Origin of the sequence: Psychrobacter pacificensis, from assembly GCF_018336615.1 — a bacterium.
Taxonomy (GTDB): domain Bacteria; phylum Pseudomonadota; class Gammaproteobacteria; order Pseudomonadales; family Moraxellaceae; genus Psychrobacter; species Psychrobacter pacificensis.
Map to the genome: position 1 here is coordinate 1 of NZ_CP048753.1, position 15,397 is coordinate 15,397.

Consider the following 15,397-nt stretch of genomic DNA (forward strand, 5'->3'; position numbering starts at 1 on the left):
ATGTCTTCACAATCAATTATACTCTTGCGTCATAGCTTGGTTGCTTGTATATGTGCAGCGGCTATGCAATATAGCTATGCTGAAAACGTTACCAGCTTTGAATCCGCTTTAGCAAAAGTACAAAGTTACCAGACTCAAGACAAGCCGTGGCAACAAGTTCAGCAAATATCTGAATTGAATATTCAGCAAAGTCGGTTATGGCAGAATCCAAGTATAAGTTTAGAACAGTCTGGCTTTGGCTCAGGTCAAGAACAGGAATTCAATGTTGGCGTTAGTCAACCTCTAGATCTATTTGGTCAGCGTAAGCTGAACCGGGTGATTGCCAATACCTCGAATCAACAAATCCAATTGCAACAGCAATTATGGAAGGCTCAAAGCCAACTGATTGTTAAATTTGCATGGTCGCAATTTGCACTTGCTGAGGTTGAGCAGTCTGCTTATTCAGTACAGTTAAAAACAAGTAAAGTCAATCTGGACAGTGCCCAGAAACGCTATCAGGCAGGCAGTATTGCCCTGGTTGATTTTGAGCGTGCCCAAATTGAAGCGCTAGAAATCCAACGACTTTATGAGCAAGCGATGCTGAATAAACAAGCTGCCGGTCGTCAGCTGTCTAATTTGTGGGGGGGAGAAACATCTTCACATCTTCAATTGAATAAAACCGCTATCCCTTGGCCAGAGCAAAGTCTCCAAACTGTGCAACGGTATATTGCTGAAGGGTGGCTAGAAAAACTCTATGCCTTGAACATTCAGCAATCGGATCATCAAATTGAAAATTTAAGAATTCAGGCACGTCCCAATCCGACTTTAAATGTAGGCATGAAACGTAGCAAAACCCCTAATGAAAGCAACGATACGACTTTAGCAATCGGCGTGGCTATTCCACTGAATATTTTCAATCGCCAGCAATATGCGATCCCGATGGTCCAGCAACAGCAAATATTGCTGAACCAACAGCAGCAGCGTGAGCTGAAGCAACAAATACTCGATATTGCCAACAGCATGCATCAGCTCAAAGGTTTACGTAGCCAGTTCGATGCCACAACAGCACAAGTTACTTTGGCGACCAAAGTTCAGAGCCGTACTTTACTAGGGTTTCAGGCAGGGAAACTGTCCATTACCGACGTTCAGCAAGCAACCACCCAACTGCAGAATCTTCGATTGGGTCAATTACAAACTCTACGTCAAGCTTGGCAAACTGCCCTAGCAGCTGAGGCACTCAGTATTGGCACAAGTTATGAAGAAATTAGCCGTTCGGATGCCTATACACAACTGAATAAAAAGGCAGTCGAAGCATCGCAAAATTTAATCAATGGGGGAGCACGATAAAATGAACGCCAAGCAAAACGGAAAAATATCCCAGTCTCTCATGATTGCAATTTTGATTCTGATTACGGTCTTGGTCAGTCTGGCTATTTGGTTAAGTTCAAAAAAAACTGAATCTGAGGGGCAGGGTTATGATGAGGGAAATGCCGAATATTCTGATGAAGATAGTTCTGAAGAAGGACATGCTGAAGAAGGCGAAATACAACTGACCAGCCAACAAATGGTTGAACAAGGTTTAAAAGTTGCTGTTGCATCCACAGGATTGGTTGAAAAGCTGACAACCCTGCCAGGTAAATTGGTGGTGAATACCGATCAACAAGCGCATATATCGCCTAATTTTAGTGGTTATGTCGAGCAGATCAATGTGGCTTTAGGACAGAGCGTGCAAAAAGGACAAACGCTGGCTGTACTAACCGTGCCTGAACTGATCGACCAACAGGCAAATCTGCGTATGGCACAGGTGAATCTGGATTTGGCCCGTAAAGATTACCAGCGCGAACAGCAACTCTGGTCACAGGGGGTTTCTGCCAAACAGGATTACCAGCGTGCCGAAAATGCCTACCGTCAAGCGCAGATTACTGTCCAGTCCTCACAAGCACGTTTAAATGCATTAGGTGCAAGTGGCAATAACAATGGGCGTTTTCTGATTAAAGCACCGATCTCTGGGGTGATCAGTCAAAAAGATATTGTGGTCGGTGAAAATGTGCAACTGGCTAATCAGCTCTTTGTCATTGAACAGCTGAAAGATTTATGGCTTGAGTTTAATTTGCCGAATCAATTCTCAGGTCAACTGCAAGCCGGGCAAAAAATTGACTTTAAAGTGAATGATTCAGCTCAAAGCTATAAAGCTACTGTACAAAGCTTAACCTCTCAGGCAGATGTACAAACAGGGCGTCTGGTGGTGCGCGCAAAACTCGATGCGCAAGCTACTGAGTTGCGTTCTAATGTGTTAGTGAGAGTGTTGATTCCGGAAGCTACAGCAAAATCAGCCCTTCGGATTCAAAAGTCTGCGCTGCAAAGTATTGAAGGTGAAGACAGTATTTTCATCGTAGATTCAGAACAAAAAGGTCAAGTCCACTTAAAAGCACAGAAAGTGCAATTGGGGCAGGCTTCAAGTGATGGACAATGGCTTGAAGTGATTTCTGGGCTGACTGAAGGGCAGAAGTATATCGCTCAAGGCAGTTTCTTGTTGAAATCTGAATTAGAAAAAGACGAGGCAGGCCATGGACATTAATTCTGATCTACCAAAACCCGAAGGTTTATTCGAACGAATCATTCAGTTTTCCATACAAAATGCGATTTGGGTGTTGCTCTTTGTCTGTACCTGGATTGCGGTCGGGGTGTATAGCTATCAGAAACTCCCGATTGATGCTGTACCCGATATTACCAATACCCAAGTCCAGATTAATACTCAAGCCAAGGGTTTTACTGCGCTTGAAGTCGAACAGCTGATTACCTATCCCATTGAAAATGCCATGGCTGGCATTCCGGATCTGGAGCTTACCCGTTCCATATCCCGTTATGGACTCTCTCAAGTCACCATTATCTTTAAAGATGGGACTGATATTTATTGGGCCCGTCAGCAGATTAACCAACGGACACAGGAGGCGCAATCTGAGTTGCCTGCACAAATCGCACCGACGATGTCCCCCGTTTCTACGGGTCTCGGTGAGATTTATCAATGGGTACTGAAGGCAGATCCGAATGCGAAAAAGCCGGATGGAACTGCATACACGCCGATGGATTTGCGTGAGATTCAGGACTGGATTGTGCGTCCTCAACTGCAACGTGTTAAGGGAGTTGCAGAGGTCAACAGTATTGGTGGTTTTGAAAAAACCTATGTGGTCTCTCCCGATTTAAACCGGATGCAGCAACTGAATATCTCATTAGAACAACTGCAACAGGCTTTAGCGCAAAATAATGAGAACCGAGGTGCAGGTTATATTGAAGACAATGGTCAGCAACTGACGGTACGTGTACCGGGTGCATTCAATGGGCTTTCTGATATTGAGAACACCATGCTGGGTAGCCCAAATGGCAGCCCAATTCGGGTTGGTGATATTGCGCAAGTCTCTATTGGGCATGATTTAAGAACCGGTGGGGCAACCTATAACGGCAAAGAAACCGTTTTAGGGGTTGTCATGATGGCGATGGGTGGAAATAGCCAGACTGTTTCTAAAGCTGTGGATGCCAAGCTTCAAGATATTCAGAATAGTTTGCCTAAAGGGGTAGTGATTGAAACGGTGTACGACCGTACTATCTTGGTTGAGAAGGCGATTAAAACCGTTCAGAAAAACTTGGTAGAGGGAGCAATCCTGGTCATCATCATTCTGTTCCTGTTTTTAGGGAATATCCGTGCTGCCTTGATTACTGCCTGTGTCATTCCACTCTCTATGCTGTTTACCTTAACCGGGATGGCACAGCAAAATATCAGTGCCAATCTGATGAGTTTAGGTGCACTCGATTTCGGCATCATTGTCGATGGTGCTGTGGTGATTGTCGAAAACTGTATCCGGCGTTTAGCCCATACACAGCAACTGTTAAAACGACCTCTCACACAAAGTGAACGCTTTAAGGAAGTTTTTCTGGCTGCCCGCCAAGCACGTCGTCCTCTTATTTTTGGTCAGCTTATTATTTTGGTGGTGTATTTGCCGATTTTTGCTTTAAGTGGTGTGGAAGCAAAAATGTTCCATCCGATGGCATTGGCAGTGGTACTCGCCCTTGTTGCAGCCATTATTTTATCGATCACCTTTGTGCCTGCTGCTGTGGCATTGTGGGTCAAAGGCGATATTCAAGAAAAAGAAAGTCGTTGGATGTTATGGCTAAAAGCTAAATATCAGCAAACTCTTGATATTTCGTATCAATACAAAGCAGTTGTGCTGACTTTTGCACTGTGTTTATTAGTGATTACGGGATTTATCAGTACCAAACTCGGCAGTGAATTTGCACCACAGCTCAGTGAAGGAGACTTTGCGATACAACAGTTACGTTCACCAAGTACAGGCTTAGAAGAGTCTTTACGTATTCAGGAGAATACTGAAAAACTTCTTTTAAAGAGTTTCCCTGAAATTAAGGCAGTATTTGCCAGAACGGGTACAGCCGAGGTTGCAACAGATGTCATGCCACCCAATATTTCAGATGGCTATATCATGTTAAAGCCTCGTTCAGAATGGCCAAATCCTAAAGAAAGTTTAGATGAATTACGTGGCCGTATGGTGACGTATTTAGCCACGATTCCAGGCAATAATAGTGAATTTTCACAACCGATTGAACTCCGATTTAATGAATTGATCTCAGGTGTGCGTAGTGATGTTGGTGTGAAAATCTTCGGTGATGATATGAATGTCCTCAATACTGAGGCGACTAAAATCTCCAAAATCATTCAGCAAATATCGGGTAGCAGTGCCGTGAAAGTTGAGCAGACCTCAGGTTTGCCATTACTGAATGTCGAGGTAAATAAAACTTTGGCTGCACAATATGGTTTGAGTGTGCGTTCAATTCAAGACCTTGTGGCAACCAATATTGGTGGACAAAGCGTGGGAGAGATTTTAGAAGGCGATCGTCGTTTTGATTTTGTTATCCGTCTTGGAGAGCAAGACCGTAGTGTCGCATCTGTTTCCCAGTTACCTATTCAGCTTCCAAATGGTGGCAGTATTTTATTGTCGGATGTCGCGCAAGTCTCGACCATTGAAGGAATCAACCAAGTCAGTCGAGAAAATGGTAAACGCCGAGTTGTGGTTACAACGAATGTTGAAGGGCGTGATTTAGGGTCTTTTGTTTCTGATGTACAGACACAGCTCAAAGCATACACTTTGCCAAGTGGTTATTGGATAGAATATGGCGGTCAGTTTGAAAATTTGGCTTCAGCCAAAGCACGGATGCAAATCGTGATTCCACTGGCTTTAATCACTATCTTTATTTTACTGATGGCGGTCTTTCACAATGTCAAAGAAAGTCTATTGGTCTTTACCGGGATACCCTTTGCCTTGACCGGTGGTGTGCTGTTCCTTTGGCTAAGGGATATTCCATTATCGATGTCAGCTGGAATTGGCTTTATTGCCTTATCTGGTGTTGCAGTCCTCAATGGACTGGTAATGCTGACCTTTATTAAGGAATTAAGGGACAAATATCCAGTGCATAAAGCCGTGTGGCAAGGGGCTATTTTGCGCTTAAGACCAGTGTTGATGACAGCTTGTGTGGCTTCACTGGGTTTTGTACCAATGGCGCTGGCAACCGGAACAGGGGCTGAGGTTCAACGGCCACTGGCAACCGTAGTGATTGGCGGGATTATCTCTTCAACATTACTAACTTTGGTGCTGTTACCCGTGCTTTATCGTTGGATAAATGAAAAAAAAGTTTCTTAATCCAATAGATTAGTCGATTTACAGCAGAGATATTGGCTGTTATCCAATATCTCTGCTCATCATAAATAGAATAAGGAAAATATTTTATGTCAGAACATCATGATCATAGCCATGCGGTTGTTACTGAAGAAAATAGTAAGAAGTTAATGGTTGCCTTAGGTTTAACGACTACTTTTTTAATAGTAGAAGTTGTCGCTGCTTTTGAGACCATCCCGAATTCTGTGTAACTGCCGTTTAGATTAAATGCTTGCTGATACGGTCATCAAACATAATCATAAAACGATTCAGAGCAGACGTCCAGTTACGGATTGGCATCGACCACGAGCCCATCCTGGATTTTGTGTAACTTCTATTTGCTAATAGGGTATAAGAAGTTACACAAAGTTTAGGAAAGTCCCTTTTTTATACCTATCGCTCAACCAACTTTTCCTCAATCATTTCAGTCAACAACTCAGTCACCGTTTTTCGGCTTTCAAGCGCGTACCGCTTGAGCGCAATGTGTTTATCTTCATCTAAATTAAAATTCACGCGTACCGTCTTTTTGGGACTGTCCGTCACATCCGATAAAGCCAATTGATCCTTAACGTTCTTACTAGGACGACCTGCTGATAAACTCATGACTTACTCCTCACCAAAAAATATTTGAATCTCACTGACCAATGCGGTTATCTCTTGTATCGCATTGCTACTAGGCGATTCGGTATCAAATACTGTCTTACCAAGGGCAGCACTATTAGGATAAGCAACTCGCTGCATCACTCTGGTCTCTAATACCGGAATATTATAATCAAGCAGCGCGGTTGCAACCTCTTTACCAATATTGGTATTTTGAATGGCGCGTGAGACAACAAAGGCTGCCTTTAGTTGGCCATCCATCATCTCAATACGCTGCTGCACTAAATCAACCAAATCGCTGGTCGCCCAGATATCATAGGGGCTCGGCTGCACCGGAATCAATATAAAATCAGCCGCTTTTATAGCAGAAATAGCCAGACTAGTAGCTTGCGGCGATCCATCGATCACCACATAATCTTTATCAGAGACGTTTTTTAAATCTTTATCAAGTGTTGGTCTATCGAGCCCAATCACCGGTACCGGATTGTCTTCATCAACTGCTCTCCAGTCACGCGCACTGCCCTGCTGGTCACTATCCACCAACAAAACACTATGGCCTTTTAGCTGTAAGCCACGAGCCAAATGCGTTGCGATGGTAGTCTTACCGCTGCCACCCTTTTGATTTAATACCGCGATTACCTTCATAAATACAGATCCCTGTAGTATGTATTGAGTATATAAGTATATAAGTATATAAGTATATAAGTATATAAGTATATAAGTATATAAGTATATAAGTATATAAGTATAACTAAAAATGTACGTCACATTACTACTAATAGCAATACTTCATAGTAAAAATAGCATCACCTTTTCTAACTAGCGTATATCCATCATGATAGACGTCCTGTATCAAAGACAGCATAACGAACTGCCTACTACCAGGTAAATTACCGCTGTTGAATATCAATTTGAGCTACTAAAAGGAATACGTTAGCCACTCATATTCGTTATAATCTGCTCACCAATCAAAACCACCAATCGTTAATGAGGAAACCACTATGGTGAAGTGTCACTTATCGACCATCATGGGCGAAAGACGCCTTAAAATTGCCGATGTCGCAAGGGATACTGGCATCAATCGTGGCACCATTACTCGCATGTATCATGAAGAAGCCACCCGAGTTGATCTAGATGTCATCGAGTCTTTATGCACGTATCTTAGAATCAATGTTGGTGATTTATATGAAATCATAAATGAGGACAGCAGTGAGTCGCCTGAGTGAACACCTTCGCTCATAAGACATTATCACCTTTAAAAGTATAAAAAGACCTACAGAAGGTTATTTTCTCTTGCAATAGATTAAAATATAGGTATAATTTGACCTGTAGTAAGTCATTTTATCCATTATTTATACACAATAATCTGCAGGAGAATACTAATGAATAACAATCTATCGCGGCTCAACAGCTGCGCTTGGTTTAGTGAACAGACTAAAAATTTAGCCTCTAAGCTGTTATTCAGCTTACAAGTACAGCAAGGCGTACAACTGGCATCATTACTTGGTGTTGACGCTATTCTTTATAATGATGAAGCGATTTATGTCTGGGTGCAACGACAGCTGGATGATGGTCTTATCGTTGACGACTACACTTTAAGCATCCTTGAAACTGCTTTTATAGAGTTGGTCACAGCTTACACTGACCAAGCAGCCTAGTCACTTTAGCTTATATTTACAGACTTCTTGTTTAACAAGAAACAATAACCCTTAAAGCCAGATAAAGTGTCATTATCTGGCTTTTTAATATAGACAAAGATAACGACAATCAAACAAGCCTTTTTTCAGTCTTATATGTTTCAGAAGACGCACTTTTGGGCAATATAGCTCACTATTGCCATACGTCTTTACTCAGTCGGCTTTGCACGCGGCACCCCAGCTATTTTATAATAAACAAAGCCTCTCTCATCTCTCAAAACACTCTTACTGTCTGCTCTAACGCACCAGCTGATTGCATCAGGCTGCTCTTTATTAACATCACAAGCCAAAATAAACTGCGCACTTTGAGCATTATTAAAGGCCTGTTTCCAACCCGTTTCAAGCTCATCGATGCCGCGCTGTAGCTCTGCTTGCTGGTATTTCATCTCTGCAATCTCATCAAAGCTTGGCACATACCAAAATACCAGAGCCACCAAACTTATTATCACAGCCATCGTACCCGCTGCGACAGCGGCTGCAATCCTTTTAATACTCATAGTCTCAATGGACTTATGAATTTTGTCCAAGTCTTTACTAGCTCTACCCTCGACCTGCTCAATCCGCGTTTTGGTGGTGGTCTCAAAGGTCTCAATATCTTCAATAATCTGCTTATGACCAGCTTGGTACTGATTGGTGAATAGGGCTAGATTGTCAGCGCTTGCGCTAAGTTTATCAGCAACTCCTTGCATGGTACTGATTTGTACCTCTATGCTATCGTTTTTAGCAGTGACGACCGACTCTACAGCCGTATCAATCTGCTGTTTCATATCGGTGATGATGCCCGCTATTTTGTCATCATAACGACGCGGCATCTCATTGTCAGTGAAAGCCGTCACTGCTGCTTGAAGCTGCTTTAACACGAGTTCTTGATACTGGCTCAATGCCTGCGAAGTCGTGCTTGCGCTACTACCTAATTCTTCAATGGCAGAAGACACCTCATTCACCTTGCTATCAATACCGCTAAGCGAACGCTCAAGCCGCCTCGCTACCGCATCATCGGCTCGCTTAATCAGCTCACGCAAGGCCCCAATGACCGGAGTCAATGAAGTCACTAGGTTAACAAGTTGATCGTGTATGTCTTGCTCATTGCTATTGTCTTTATTCATGGGGTACTCATTATTATAATGCCGCCTAAAATGGGCGTGGTGAGGAGTAGCGGCGTCTTTGTGCTTGTTCATGCGCTTGGATGGCGTTCTTCGTTTTTTGCAGGTGATCTGTCACAGTTTGTGTGAGCGTTGCCCCATCTATGGTGATAGCAGGAACGTGCTCAAAGCGCTCATTGATCTGGGTTAATACCTCGACCTTATCTTGATTGTCAGGCAAGCGCTCAAGCTGTTGCCATAGCGTCGTTGCTGCCTTCTGCACCTGCGTTGCAATTTTTTTGGCATCGGTGTCTCGTAAACTTTTTTGTAGTGTCGTAAAGCTGTCAGTGTGTTTTAGAGTAGTGAATATAAATGCTTGTGCGGCAACCGCCTCAGCCGCGTTGATCACTTCGATCGGTGCATCAACGGCCTTAAAATCAAGGGCATCAACGCGGTCACGCACCCGTACCACTAAATTGTCAAATCGATCTCGATATGCTTTGGTCTCATTGATTCGCTGACGCTTAAGAGATGCCTGCTGCCGTCTCTGTTGTAAAGCTACTCGCCGCCTGGTTAAAGCCTCCTCTCGTGCGCGCTCAGCCTCTTCCTTAAGCTTTGCTTGCTCATGTGCTTTATTGAGCTGGTGGTGAAGCACCATCGTACGGTTGCGCCAGTCATCAAGCCGATCTGCGTTCAATTGAGTGGTCTTGGTACGGGTAATCTCATCGTATAGGTCATCATCTTGCACAATCACAGCTTCACTTTGATCCAGTAAGGCGATACGCTGCTCATAAAACGGCGACAGGCGCTGATAGGTTTTTTGACTGGTATTAATTTGCTGCTTTAACTGTTTGATGTCGTTATCATTGGCAGTCTTAAACGCTTTAACATCAGCGGTCAATGCCGTTAAACGAGTGTAAGCATCCGCGTCTACCTCTACTGCTTTTAACGTACTGAGCGCCTCACGCTCTTTTTGAAGATATTTAAAGCGCTCAACATCCAGATCTGCAAATGCGGCAAACTTATGATAAGTGTCCATGTTATTGGTGACGTCTATCTCTTGTAGATCCGCAAACGCTTGATCCCACTGTAAGGATAAGTCGGATTTTTCAATATCAATCTCATCAAGAGCTTTAAAGCCAGTCGCCAGTTTATTCAGCTTTGCGGCAAAGGGTTTTAGCGTGGCCTTCAACCCTTTGTAGTCCGCAATGACTTCATTATTAAGCGGGATCAGCTTTTTTAAAACCGTTTTATTGTTCAGCACCGTCTTATCAATCTGTGACAGCTGCTCTTCAAGACGGCTAACAGCGCGGCCTGTTTGTAGGGTATCATCTTGTCTAAACTCCTCAACCAACGCTAAAGCCGCCTTTAGTGCCTCACTTTGCTCTTTTGTGCTTATCTGCCTGGCAAGCTCAATCATTTTTTGGCGGGGGTCACTAAAATCCTGTCCCACCTCCTCGGTGAACCGCTGGGTACTCTTAATGTTTTTATCAATAGTAATAATCTGTTTAGACTGGTGCGCTAACTCTTCATGCAGCGCATCAATGGTTGAAAATAAGGCGCTGCGTACCATCTTTTTTTGACTCACAAAGTCGGCTGAGATTGCTAAAAGCTCATCAAGTGCGTGATCATTCGCCGCATCACTATGCGTCTGACTGTTACTTTTAGGGATAGCGGGTTCAAGTTCAACGGCAGGATCTACAAATCGGATATTACTGAGCTCAATTCGCGCAAAGGGTTTACGCTTTTTATAATGTATTGTGACGCCGTTAACCTCTTGTTCATTGCTTTCTAGGTCAATACGTCCCTTGTCGTCGTACTCAATTACTAAACCATTTTTTTCAATGTAAGCATTGATCTCATCAATCGTCTCGTTGTATTCGTGAATCACTGAACGATTGCCTTTGAGAATATCCTTATATAGTGATTTACCCAGTTTCATTTTTGGCAAACGATTGATGCCCAGCTCACGGTAGGATTTCTCACTAATGGTTTTATTCTTAGGCAGTAGCTCATTGGCCATATCCGCCCAAAGGGTGCGTTGATATTTAAGCTCATCGCCGCGTCCGTTTAACCCCTTAGATAACCGCTCCTCCGTTGACCACTGCAACCAATTCTTGCGTGCTGATAAAGCATAACCCTCAACATCCGCTACTATCTCACGGCTTGAGAGTAAAATATGGGCATGAAAGTTACGACTGGTCAGCTCAACCACTTCAACCTCCCCCACATGTTTCTCGTGACTGTGGGGCCGATGAATGGCCACATCGACAAGCACGTTATAGCGATCAGATAAGGTTTGAGCGTAGCGCTCGGCCAGAACTATACGCTGATCCGCGGTGATCCCATCAGGAAACATCACGTCAATCTCAGTACCCAATTGCGCGTTTTTACGAGTCTCAATGCGTTCGATATCATTCCAAAAACCCTCACGTGTCACTGCTAGATCCCCAGCAAGAGTTGGCGTTATCAACGCCGTATGCATCACATTTTTCTCAATAACTTGCGTGTATTTAGTACCATCACTGTCCACTAAATTTAAGATTTTGTCTTTAGCTTTACTGGTGTAATCGTGGACGACTCCTGACTGCTCATCAACCAGTTTTGAGCCAGAATTATAAGCCGACTTTGCCACCACGCTATGATTTTTCGCCTTACTAACGGCGCTAACTGACAGGTGAAACCCTTTATTATTCATAGCAAAAAAACCCAATATTGAGAGATGATTTTTTGGGGGTTGTAGGGGGTTCGCCCCCTGCCGAACGACGGAGTTTATGTAAAAAATAGTACCCCTTGTGGGTCTTTTTTACATAAACTCCTAAGCTCGCTCTTAACAGAGGGTTAAAATACTACTGCGCCCACGAAACGATGTGGTCTTGTGTATTTTACTACCTTGCATACCTATGTATGTACTGCTAGGATCAACTCTATCATAGTTGGCTAAAAAAAGGATGAGGTAATGTCAGTAATATCAGATGATTTATTCGCAAATAAGATTAAGCAATTACAGGCTCTTAAAAAAGAGATTGATCAGGACAGGCTTGAAGCACATAAAATATTGGGGGAGTGGTTGGCCAACGCATTAGACGATGATGATAATCATGAACTGCAAGCTATTTTTTTAGACGCACACGATAATGAAAAATATGCTCGTTTGAAAAAGCACCGTGAATTTTTGAAAGCAATTGCCAATAAAATACAAAGTAAAGCTGAGGTGGTACCAAGCAGCTTTACACCACCTAAAAACAGTCAGGACAGTGACCACGGTTCATTGCTTGATATTTATTCATCATCACATTAGCTACTCGAAATCGCCTAATTGAAGGTACAGCTGGATCGTCTACTAATTAGCGAAAGGTTAGGAGACGGTTATCGGCTGTTTTAAGCGTTTTAGAATAGCTTTAGCTACCATCGTATCGGACAGAGCGTAAAACGTATATAAGAGTGGTTTCTAGGCTTTTTAGCAACGGTTTGATAAGTGTTTACAGATGTGTCGATAATGGCTACTGAAAATGAAGACAAGCTATCTACAAAAAATGAGACTGATATTGAGAATGTGAAAACAGGGTTGTCCAGAATGACAGACGAAGATATTCAAAATATCTTTGACCATGCTTTTGAAGATCTTCAAAGATCTAAGCTTGATCCGAACCATGCGAACGTGGAATAACATTAAGTAAGTGGACAATTGCATTCTGAGCTACTGATCAGTTTTACAAGTGATTGGTCGATCAAATTATCATCTTAAATCCGTCGGTTTTTTGGTTTTTTCCTTATTATTTAAAATAAAAATATATTTTTTACTTTTAAAAACTTTTAAAGACTTTTAGACAGTCTGTAAGCTTTGCTATTAAAGGGTTACGCACTCTATTATGCTACTTTTATCCCGCATTATGCTACTTTTATCCCGTTTAAATGCTACTTTTATCCCGCATTATGCTAGTATCTTGAAGTAACTAGCATAATGATGTTGTCATAATGAATGATGTCGAGCTATACGAAAAAAAATATCCTGAAAAATGGATTGTTATGCAGAATAAAATTACTCAAGCTTTTAGAGAGATGTCTATTGATGAGAAGCGCATCATTATTCTAGCGAGCCCATTGGTTAGGGTTAATAATGCTACTGAAAAAACACCGATAGAGGTTGCGTCTTCTGAATTTGCTAAGCTTAGCGGAATAGATAGAAACTCGGCTTATAAGCAAATGAAATCAGCTAGCAAAAAATTAATGAAGCGTACATTCATTTATGAGGATAAGGATGGTGATGATACAGAGGTTCAATGGCTAATCAGGTCGAAATATGCAGATGGCTATATATCGATGCATTTTACAGATGAGGTAATATACTTACTTCAGGTTTTTGATAAGCTCAACCCTTACACTAAATATTTAAAAGAAGATATCTTAAACCTCAAATTGACTTACTCGTTAGACCTTTACCATCTAGCAAAAAAGTCTGAGGGGAAGGGTGGTTTTTCTATGACTTTAGATCAATATAGGCAAGAACTTGGCACGCCTAAGTCGTATGAGCGCATCAACAATTTGAAAGAGAATGCAGTTGATGGACCCATAAAAGAAATTAATCAGAAAACCGACATCAAAATCACCTATGAAAACATCAAACGTGGACGCACAGTTACAGGTTTGACATTCACCGTCAAGGCCAAGCCAACTAAGAAAAAAGGACAGGAGGGCCTAAATCAGAATAATGAGGATAGAGATATCCCACCTCTAACCGTTAAGCAAATTGATCGTTTTGCCCCTTTGTTGGCTAACTACTCACCGTTTGGTAGTTACGCACCATCAGGTAAAAGCACTCAAGAAGTTATTAGTTGGTTACACACTCAATTAAGAGATGAGGCTTTTTTAAAGACCCACAAAAAGCACTTACTGGCGATAGGCTATACGTTCCCTAAGCAGAAATCATAATATGAAAAAAGCATGCTTAGTAGTTTTGGCATTACAAATGGTTTATATTGTACGTACATATATAAGCCATTTGTAATGCCATGACGACAACCAATTATAATATCAGGCTCGATCAAGAGCTCAAGGATAGCGCCTTTGCCGTGTTTGAAAGCTATGGATTAACGCCGTCTCAAGCAATCAAATTGTTCTTAACTCAAGTGGCGCAAACCAATACCGTGCCGTTATCCTTTGATTATCAAAAACCCTCTAATCTTAATACGCCGCCACAAACTTCTGCGGGTGATTACGGATTGAGCGGCCAGCGCCATAAATAAATCAGTGTAAAAATAACTGTACAGATATAAGTACAGCTATGGTATATAATATCAGTCATACAAATAAATATAACCAAACACGGAGTAATCGTTATGGATGTTGTGAACTACACTGATTTTAGAAAGGGCCTAGCCAAATATATCGATAAGGTAGATACCGACAAATCGCCGATCGTGATTACTAGACAAAACGCCAAACCTGCGGTACTCATGAGTTTAGAAGAGTTTAATTCATATGAGGAAACGCTTCATCTGCTAAAAAGCCCCACTAATGCCAAGCGCCTCAGACGCTCTATAGCCGATGCTAAGGCGGGTCGTTTAATCGAGCATGACATCAATACGGATGACGCATTATTGACTTGTGATGATGAGGTGGACGCTTGATCTTATCTTGGACACAGGATGCGTGGGAGGACTACGAATACTGGCAAAAAACCAGCAAAGAGAAGGTCAAGCAAATAAGTAAGCTGATTAAAGCCATCAAACGTGACCCATTTGAGGGTATTGGTAAACCTGAACCACTCAAACACGATCTGGCAGGCTATTGGTCGCGTCGCATTGATCAAGAGCATAGACTGGTTTATGAGGTTCAAGATGATGCCATTATCATCGTTCAGTGCCGATATCATTATTAAGTAAACAGTGTTAGTTCACAAAAGTGCTTGATCCTAAGAATCAGGCACTTTTTTATTTTCCATTCTGGCTATGTGTCCTAAAACGAACGAGAAAGCTCTGTAGAGACGTCTAAATATATTGGTTAGTATTTCGACCTAAACATTCGATAACAAACCTTATGTGGTCATACGACGCCATATAATTGCTAATGGTGACTATACCTCTGATCACGTTACCACAGAATAAAATAGTTGCTGTTTTATTCTTACCTAAAAATACACGTATATTATTTTGAATTTATATATACAGATTTAACAGATTTATACGTTTTTCGCCAATCCTCTGTAGCGCTTCATTTATAAGTATTACAGGGGATTTTTTTTATTTAAATGACGACGTTAACCTTGTTATAGGTAGACAAATACCTTGTTGTTTTAGTGTATAGGTAGACATTT

The 15,397-nt window shown here is 42.1% G+C and carries 15 protein-coding genes and 1 pseudogene; 12 read left to right on the top strand and 4 right to left on the bottom strand.

Annotated elements, in window-relative coordinates:
• The 4 genes and pseudogenes from GYK50_RS12495 to GYK50_RS12510 all read left to right on the top strand — a co-directional run.
• Positions 1–1,326 carry a TolC family protein gene (locus GYK50_RS12495; RefSeq protein ID WP_025644122.1) on the top strand — a complete coding sequence of 442 codons (1,326 nt, stop codon included), beginning with the start codon at positions 1–3 and terminating at the stop codon, positions 1,324–1,326.
• Position 1,327: 1 nt separating this feature from the next.
• Positions 1,328–2,557 carry an efflux RND transporter periplasmic adaptor subunit gene (locus tag GYK50_RS12500; protein WP_212564574.1) on the top strand — a complete coding sequence of 410 codons (1,230 nt, stop codon included), beginning with the start codon at positions 1,328–1,330 and terminating at the stop codon, positions 2,555–2,557.
• Positions 2,547–5,687, top strand: a complete 3,141-nt coding sequence (locus GYK50_RS12505; protein WP_212564575.1) for an efflux RND transporter permease subunit — start codon at positions 2,547–2,549, stop codon at positions 5,685–5,687. Before GYK50_RS12500 ends, GYK50_RS12505 begins: the two co-directional genes overlap by 11 nt.
• A gap of 86 nt (positions 5,688–5,773) precedes the next feature.
• Positions 5,774–5,896: pseudogene (locus GYK50_RS12510) on the top strand (cation diffusion facilitator family transporter); the annotation flags it as partial.
• Between the two features lie 199 nt (positions 5,897–6,095).
• On the opposite strand, the gene GYK50_RS12515 reads toward GYK50_RS12510, so the two are convergent.
• Complete coding sequence (locus GYK50_RS12515) at positions 6,096–6,305, bottom strand: plasmid partition protein ParG (RefSeq protein ID WP_025652656.1); 210 nt, start codon at positions 6,303–6,305, stop codon at positions 6,096–6,098.
• Positions 6,306–6,308: 3 nt separating this feature from the next.
• A complete protein-coding gene (parA, locus tag GYK50_RS12520; protein ID WP_025652655.1) occupies positions 6,309–6,947 on the bottom strand; it encodes a ParA family partition ATPase in 639 nt (212 codons plus the stop codon).
• A 356-nt stretch (positions 6,948–7,303) separates the two neighbouring features.
• Between parA and GYK50_RS12525 the strand changes: the two genes are divergently transcribed.
• Together GYK50_RS12525 and GYK50_RS12530 are read left to right on the top strand one after the other, a co-directional pair.
• Positions 7,304–7,528 carry a helix-turn-helix domain-containing protein gene (locus GYK50_RS12525; protein ID WP_025652654.1) on the top strand — a complete coding sequence of 75 codons (225 nt, stop codon included), beginning with the start codon at positions 7,304–7,306 and terminating at the stop codon, positions 7,526–7,528.
• A gap of 156 nt (positions 7,529–7,684) precedes the next feature.
• Positions 7,685–7,960 (top strand): hypothetical protein, encoded by a 276-nt coding sequence (locus GYK50_RS12530; RefSeq protein ID WP_025652653.1) that lies wholly within the window; start codon positions 7,685–7,687, stop codon positions 7,958–7,960.
• A gap of 188 nt (positions 7,961–8,148) precedes the next feature.
• Here the strand turns inward: GYK50_RS12530 and GYK50_RS12535 are convergent, their stop codons facing one another.
• Positions 8,149–9,105, bottom strand: coding sequence for a hypothetical protein (locus tag GYK50_RS12535; protein ID WP_025652652.1), 957 nt, complete (start codon positions 9,103–9,105; stop codon positions 8,149–8,151).
• 25 nt (positions 9,106–9,130) lie between these two features.
• The gene (locus GYK50_RS12540) at positions 9,131–11,779 is read right to left on the bottom strand and encodes a MobA/MobL family protein (RefSeq protein WP_093071112.1); all 2,649 of its coding nucleotides are present in this window, start codon (positions 11,777–11,779) and stop codon (positions 9,131–9,133) included.
• 261 nt (positions 11,780–12,040) lie between these two features.
• Here GYK50_RS12540 and GYK50_RS12545 point away from each other — a divergent pair, with 261 nt between their 5' ends.
• From GYK50_RS12545 to GYK50_RS12570, 6 genes are all read left to right on the top strand, one after another.
• Positions 12,041–12,382, top strand: a complete 342-nt coding sequence (locus GYK50_RS12545; protein WP_093071114.1) for a hypothetical protein — start codon at positions 12,041–12,043, stop codon at positions 12,380–12,382.
• Positions 12,383–12,580: 198 nt separating this feature from the next.
• Complete coding sequence (locus GYK50_RS12550; protein WP_157292455.1) at positions 12,581–12,751, top strand: hypothetical protein; 171 nt, start codon at positions 12,581–12,583, stop codon at positions 12,749–12,751.
• 308 nt (positions 12,752–13,059) lie between these two features.
• On the top strand, positions 13,060–14,013 hold the full coding sequence (locus tag GYK50_RS12555; protein WP_045448300.1) for a replication initiation protein: 954 nt from the start codon (positions 13,060–13,062) through the stop codon (positions 14,011–14,013).
• Between the two features lie 80 nt (positions 14,014–14,093).
• Positions 14,094–14,327 (top strand): type II toxin-antitoxin system RelB/DinJ family antitoxin, encoded by a 234-nt coding sequence (locus GYK50_RS12560; protein WP_025652648.1) that lies wholly within the window; start codon positions 14,094–14,096, stop codon positions 14,325–14,327.
• A 93-nt stretch (positions 14,328–14,420) separates the two neighbouring features.
• On the top strand, positions 14,421–14,711 hold the full coding sequence (locus GYK50_RS12565; protein ID WP_025652647.1) for a type II toxin-antitoxin system Phd/YefM family antitoxin: 291 nt from the start codon (positions 14,421–14,423) through the stop codon (positions 14,709–14,711).
• On the top strand, positions 14,708–14,962 hold the full coding sequence (locus GYK50_RS12570) for a Txe/YoeB family addiction module toxin (RefSeq protein WP_025652646.1): 255 nt from the start codon (positions 14,708–14,710) through the stop codon (positions 14,960–14,962). The genes GYK50_RS12565 and GYK50_RS12570 overlap by 4 nt, the downstream gene beginning before the upstream one ends.
• Positions 14,963–15,397: the final 435 nt, after the last annotated feature.

Excerpts from the sequence above, each read along its gene's own strand:
- GYK50_RS12495 (WP_025644122.1), top strand. The coding sequence starts at position 1 with ATGTCTTCACAATCAATTATACTCTTGCGTCATAGCTTGGTTGCTTGT.
- GYK50_RS12500 (WP_212564574.1), top strand. The coding sequence starts at position 1,328 with ATGAACGCCAAGCAAAACGGAAAAATATCCCAGTCTCTCATGATTGCA.
- GYK50_RS12505 (WP_212564575.1), top strand. The coding sequence starts at position 2,547 with ATGGACATTAATTCTGATCTACCAAAACCCGAAGGTTTATTCGAACGA.
- GYK50_RS12515 (WP_025652656.1), bottom strand. The coding sequence starts at position 6,305 with ATGAGTTTATCAGCAGGTCGTCCTAGTAAGAACGTTAAGGATCAATTG.
- parA (WP_025652655.1), bottom strand. The coding sequence starts at position 6,947 with ATGAAGGTAATCGCGGTATTAAATCAAAAGGGTGGCAGCGGTAAGACT.
- GYK50_RS12525 (WP_025652654.1), top strand. The coding sequence starts at position 7,304 with ATGGTGAAGTGTCACTTATCGACCATCATGGGCGAAAGACGCCTTAAA.
- GYK50_RS12530 (WP_025652653.1), top strand. The coding sequence starts at position 7,685 with ATGAATAACAATCTATCGCGGCTCAACAGCTGCGCTTGGTTTAGTGAA.
- GYK50_RS12535 (WP_025652652.1), bottom strand. The coding sequence starts at position 9,105 with ATGAATAAAGACAATAGCAATGAGCAAGACATACACGATCAACTTGTT.
- GYK50_RS12540 (WP_093071112.1), bottom strand. The coding sequence starts at position 11,779 with ATGAATAATAAAGGGTTTCACCTGTCAGTTAGCGCCGTTAGTAAGGCG.
- GYK50_RS12545 (WP_093071114.1), top strand. The coding sequence starts at position 12,041 with ATGTCAGTAATATCAGATGATTTATTCGCAAATAAGATTAAGCAATTA.
- GYK50_RS12550 (WP_157292455.1), top strand. The coding sequence starts at position 12,581 with ATGGCTACTGAAAATGAAGACAAGCTATCTACAAAAAATGAGACTGAT.
- GYK50_RS12555 (WP_045448300.1), top strand. The coding sequence starts at position 13,060 with ATGAATGATGTCGAGCTATACGAAAAAAAATATCCTGAAAAATGGATT.
- GYK50_RS12560 (WP_025652648.1), top strand. The coding sequence starts at position 14,094 with ATGACGACAACCAATTATAATATCAGGCTCGATCAAGAGCTCAAGGAT.
- GYK50_RS12565 (WP_025652647.1), top strand. The coding sequence starts at position 14,421 with ATGGATGTTGTGAACTACACTGATTTTAGAAAGGGCCTAGCCAAATAT.